The following is a 4682-nucleotide window of genomic DNA, read 5'->3' as shown; positions in this document are numbered from 1 at the left end:
CCGAGCACCGCGTCCTCGGCCCCGGGAGCCGGCTCGTCGCCGGATGGCAGCGGCAGGGCCAGCCACCAGCGCAACGCGTCGACCAGCAGGGCCCGCAGGTCGGTGGGGGAGAGGTCGGCGAACGCCTCCGCCGCCGGCGGGCCGAGCAGGGCGTGCCCGCCCTGGTGCAGGATGCTGCGGTCCAGCCCGTACCAGAAGCGGCCGTCCTCGACGGGCCGCTCGCCCGGCGACCAGGTGACCCGGAACGGCATCCGGGCGCCGGTGTTCAGCTCGACCTCGAAGCCGGGCTCCGGGGTGCCGGAGCGGGCCACGTCCCGGCGGTAGACGACCAGTTCCAGGCCGCGCGCGGGGCACGGCAACGCCTCGTGCCGCAGTGCGCCCACCACTGCGCGCTTCCGCCCGTCGTCCAGGGCCGCCGCGCAGACCAGGGCCACATCGACGTCGCTGCGCCCCGGCTGGTACGCGTCCAGCGCCACGGAACCGGCCGCGTAGGCCCCGACGAGGTCGTCGCCGAGCACCGCGCGGGCCCGGACGACCAGCGCGGCGAGGTAGTCCTGAACGGCCTGGTCCACGTCAGTCCTCCGGCGACTCGGACCAGGCGGTGCCGGCGGGCAGGTACCAGGCCGGCCGTCCCTCGTCCGACGCGGCCGGGGCCGGCGCGTGTTCCCCGGCCTCCAGCGCCTTCTCGGTGATGCCCAGCGCGTGCGCGATGACCACCCGGGCGTGCCGGTCCAGCGTCGGCAACGCGTCCGGCGGGAACCACCCGACGGCCACCGACTCGTCGTCGTTCACCCGGGCCGTGCCGCCGAGCAGGTGGCAGAGGAAGCCGAGGTTGAGGAACTCGCAGCGGTCCCCGTTGGGGTAGGTGTGCGGGCGGGCGACGACGCTGCTCAGTCGGGCCGGCTCGACCTCCAGGCCGGTCTCCTCCCGGACCTCCCGCACGACGGCGGTGGCCGGTTGCTCGCCCGGCTCGACGATGCCGCTGATGACCGACCAGCGCCCGTCGTCGGCCCGCTGCCCGAGCAGCAGCTCGCCGGCGTCGTTGCGGACGACGGCGCTGACGCTCGGAAGCCAGAGCAGCTCGGTGCCGATGTGTCGGCGTATGCGGTGGATGTACTCCGGTACGGCCATCCGGCGATCCTATGCGGGCCCGACGGCACGCCCCATCGCGTGGCCGACGGGACGACCGCTCACCAGGCCAGCGTCAGACGCACCCGCTCGTACTCCTTCGTCAGCTCGTCGTCGATCCGTGCGGAGCGGGCCTCGGTGAGGGTGACCAGGGCCCCCTGCCACCCCCGTTGCTCGAGCATGAGCCGGCGCAGCCCCGTCGGCGGGTGCGTGGAGAACAGTGACGCTTCCTCGCGCACCGAGAGCTGACGCAGCTGGGGCAGCCGGGCCGCTGCGGCTGTGCGAGCCTCGGCCACCGCGGTCCGCCATCGCTGCGGCCCGTGTCCGTTGCGGGCCTCCCGGCGCACGGTCTGGTGCAGCGACTCCATCCGCAGCAGACCGTCCAGCAGGTCGGTCGCCGCTGTCGAGCCCGCCGCCTTCGCGGCCATCTCGTCGGCGAGGTACTCGGCGCGCTGGCTGTCCCGCAGGGCGACGCACACCAGGGCCAGGTGCAGGGCGAAGAGCAACCGGGCGAGGATCCACTGGAAGATCTTTCCCAGGGCGGCGCCGACTGTCTCCAGCAGGCCACCCCGGATCGTCTGCACCGGTCGGACCAGGTCCGCCGCCGAGCCGAGAATGGTGAAGGCGGGTTGGGTGAGCAGCATCCGACGCGGGTCGCCGTTGACGAAGTGGCCGAGTTCGTGACCGAGCAGGGCCACACGTTCCTGCGGCCCCAGTGCGCCCCAGTACGGCAGTCCCAGACAGAGCACCCGCCGTCGCCGGATGCCGAACGTCCCGGCGTACGCGTTGAGGTCGTCGCTCACCCCGATGACGTGCGGCACGGGCGCACCCGTCACCGAGGCCACCTCGTCCACCAGGGCGAACAGTTCCGGTGCCCGGTCGCGGGACAGCACCTCGACGTCCGGGCCGATCCGTCCGAACCGGGGACGCAGCCCGATCGCGAGCGCGATCAGCGGCACACCGAGCACGGTCTGCGGGCTCGGAAAGGGAAACGCGACGACCAGCCAGAGCCCGGTGACCCCGAGCGTGACGACCGAGGTCAGCAGCAGGGCGGAGGCGAGCAGGACGAACACCGTCGCGAGGTCGGCACCCGTCGTGCCGAGTGGGCGCCCCAGGAGTCGCTCGAACTGGCGCCGGATCATCCGGTACCCGAGACGGTGCGTCCACCGGTCCAGCCACGCCCAGCCGAACAGCGGCCCCGTCCGGTCGGCGTCGTACGCGTCGAGGTTCCACTCGCAGGCGGGACACCAGGGCACTGCGTCGAGCTGCGAGACCGTCGCGGTGCCGCAGGCCGGGCAGAGCCGGCTGCCCGCCTCTGTGTCGATCATGAGGGTCGATTCTGGTGAGATCGCCCACCGATCGGAAGTGGCCGTTCAGCCGACCTCCGGCTCCGGCGTGCACCGGCGTCATCCGGACGTCGTCTTCAACCGTTTTCGCTGTTCGCGCCCCTACCGCCGGGAGCGCCTCTACTGTGGAGATCATCGGCGCTTGCGGTGTTCCGGTGGCGTCCGGATGCGTCGCGGTGCACAGTGATCGCATGAGTGACAGCGGAAGCGGTGGCCACTACTACTGGTGCACCCGACACCACCGGGTCGAGACCGATGCCGACGTGTGCCCCGCCCGGCACGTTCTCGGCCCGTACGCCTCACCGGCGGACGCGGAGAACGCGCTCCAGCAGGTGCGGGAGCGCAACGAGGCATGGGACGCCGAGGACGCCCGCTGGGCCGGGGAGGGCAGATAGGCGGCGCGGGACGGCCCGCGCCGAGGTACTCCGTGCTCCGCGAGGGCGAAGCACGCCCCTAGGAGGGAACCGAGATGGCCGAAGCACAGCAGGCCACCACCCGCCCGGCCGCCCGGCGCAGCACCGCGAAGAAGACCGCCGCGGCGGAGCGAACCGCGGGCGGGACCCGCCCGTCCACCTCCACCTCCGCGAAGCGGGCGCCGGCCACGAAGGCGGCCGGTTCCGCCGGCCGTGCCCTGACGAAGAAGTCCCCCGTCGCGAAGAAGACCACCGCCGCGAAGACGACGACTGCCGCGAAGACGACCGCGGCGAAGAAGGCGACCGCGGCGAAGAAGACGACGGCCGCGAAGAAGACCACGGCCGCGAAGAAGACGACGGCCGCGAAGAAGACGACCGCGGCGACGGCGCCCGCGAAGAAGGCCGCGACGAAGGCCACCGCCACCGCGAAGAAGGCCACCGCCACCGCCAAGAAGACGACCGCCGCGACGAAGACGACGGCGGCGAAGAAGACGGCCGCGGCGAAGAAGACGGCGACGGCGAAGAAGACCACGGCGGCGAAGAAGGCCCCCGCGAAGACCTCCACGGCCGCCCGCAAGGTCACCTCGACGGCGAAGAAGACCGCCGCCAAGAAGGCGCCCGGGAAGAAGGCGCCGGCCAGGAAGGCCCCCGCGACCCGCCCCGGCGGCACGGCCACCGCCACGAAGGCCCCGGCGCGGAAGGCGACGTCGAACGCCACGGCCCGCAAGGCCACGGCGAAGAAGGCCCCCGCGAAGAAGACTGTCGCCGCGAAGACCCCCGCGAAGAAGGTCACCGCCCGCAAGACCCCGGCCCGGCCGGTCGCCGCACGGGCCACCACGCCCCGGGGCGTACGCGCGACCGCCCGCAAGGCCACCGGCTGACCCGAGCCGCTCCCGCGGGACGTGCCGGCGGTCGAGGACCGGCGCGTCGTCGGAGGGCGGATCGTGCGCCGCGCTGTCAGGATGGGCGGCGTGGTGATCAGACGCGTCCTCGCCCCCCGCATCGACTTCGGCGCCCTGCGCCGCGAACTGGACCTGGCCGAGAGCTTCCCGGCCGCCGCGCAGCGGGAGGCGGACGAGGCGGCGTCCGCGCCGCCCCGACCGGCCGTCGACCGCACCGACGTCCCGTTCGTCACCGTCGACCCCGCCGGCTCGCGGGACCTCGACCAGGCGATGCACCTCGCGCGCCGTCCGGGTGGCGGGTTCCGGGTGACGTACGCGATCGCCGACGTCGCCGCCCACGTACGCCCCGGGGGCCCGCTGGAGGAGGAGACCTGGCGGCGCGGGCAGACCATCTACCTGCCCGACGGCACGGTGCCGCTGCACCCGAAGACGCTCAGCGAGGCTGCGGCCAGCCTGCTGCCCGACGTCGACCGGGCCGCCGTGGTGTGGACGATCGACCTGGACGCCGACGGCGCGACCGTCGCCGTCGACATCGAGCGTGCCCTGGTGCGCAGCCGCGCCCAACTGGACTACGTCACGGTGCAGGCGGATGCCGACGCCGGCCGCCTGCCCGAGCCCCTCGCCCTGCTGCCCGAGATCGGCGCGCTGCTCACCATCCGGGGCCTGCGCCGCGGCGCGATCAACCTGCCGCTGCCGGAGCAGGACGTCGAGCCCGACGGCGACGGCTGGCGGCTGGTGCTGCGTGGCCCGGTGCCGATGGAGGAGCACAACGCCCAGATCTCCCTGCTCACCGGGATGGCCGCCGCCGACATCATGCTCGCCGGCCGGATCGGCCTGCTGCGGACGATGCCGGCGCCGAAGCCGGAGGCGGTGCAGCGGCTGCGCACCGCCGC

Annotated in this window: 6 protein-coding genes; 2 read left to right on the top strand and 4 right to left on the bottom strand. The window is 73.9% G+C overall.

Annotation, left to right across the window (positions count from 1 at the left end; all coding sequences use genetic code 11):
- The 3 genes from AB0I76_RS22780 to AB0I76_RS22770 form a co-directional block, all read right to left on the bottom strand.
- Positions 1 to 572, bottom strand: a 572-nt coding sequence (locus tag AB0I76_RS22780; RefSeq protein WP_357038863.1) for a nucleotidyltransferase domain-containing protein, incomplete at its 3' end; no start/stop codon positions are given.
- 1 nt (position 573) lies between these two features.
- Positions 574 to 1131 (bottom strand): NUDIX domain-containing protein, encoded by a 558-nt coding sequence (locus AB0I76_RS22775; RefSeq protein ID WP_357038860.1) that lies wholly within the window; start codon positions 1129 to 1131, stop codon positions 574 to 576.
- Between the two features lie 59 nt (positions 1132 to 1190).
- Positions 1191 to 2456 (bottom strand): M48 family metalloprotease, encoded by a 1266-nt coding sequence (locus AB0I76_RS22770; protein ID WP_357038857.1) that lies wholly within the window; start codon positions 2454 to 2456, stop codon positions 1191 to 1193.
- 209 nt (positions 2457 to 2665) lie between these two features.
- On the opposite strand from AB0I76_RS22770, the gene AB0I76_RS22765 reads away from it, so the two are divergent.
- Positions 2666 to 2869 carry a hypothetical protein gene (locus tag AB0I76_RS22765; protein ID WP_357038854.1) on the top strand — a complete coding sequence of 68 codons (204 nt, stop codon included), beginning with the start codon at positions 2666 to 2668 and terminating at the stop codon, positions 2867 to 2869.
- A gap of 58 nt (positions 2870 to 2927) precedes the next feature.
- On the opposite strand, the gene AB0I76_RS22760 is transcribed toward AB0I76_RS22765, so the two are convergent.
- Positions 2928 to 3761: a hypothetical protein gene (locus tag AB0I76_RS22760; RefSeq protein ID WP_357038851.1), complete on the bottom strand. Its 834-nt coding sequence runs from the start codon at positions 3759 to 3761 to the stop codon at positions 2928 to 2930.
- A gap of 97 nt (positions 3762 to 3858) precedes the next feature.
- Here AB0I76_RS22760 and AB0I76_RS22755 point away from each other — a divergent pair.
- Positions 3859 to 4682 (top strand): RNB domain-containing ribonuclease (locus tag AB0I76_RS22755; protein WP_357038848.1); only part of this gene is annotated, 824 nt, incomplete at its 3' end.

The organism is Micromonospora sp. NPDC049799, from assembly GCF_040656655.1.
Lineage (GTDB): Bacteria > Actinomycetota > Actinomycetes > Mycobacteriales > Micromonosporaceae > Micromonospora.
This window is presented reverse-complemented; position numbering and strand designations above follow the sequence as displayed.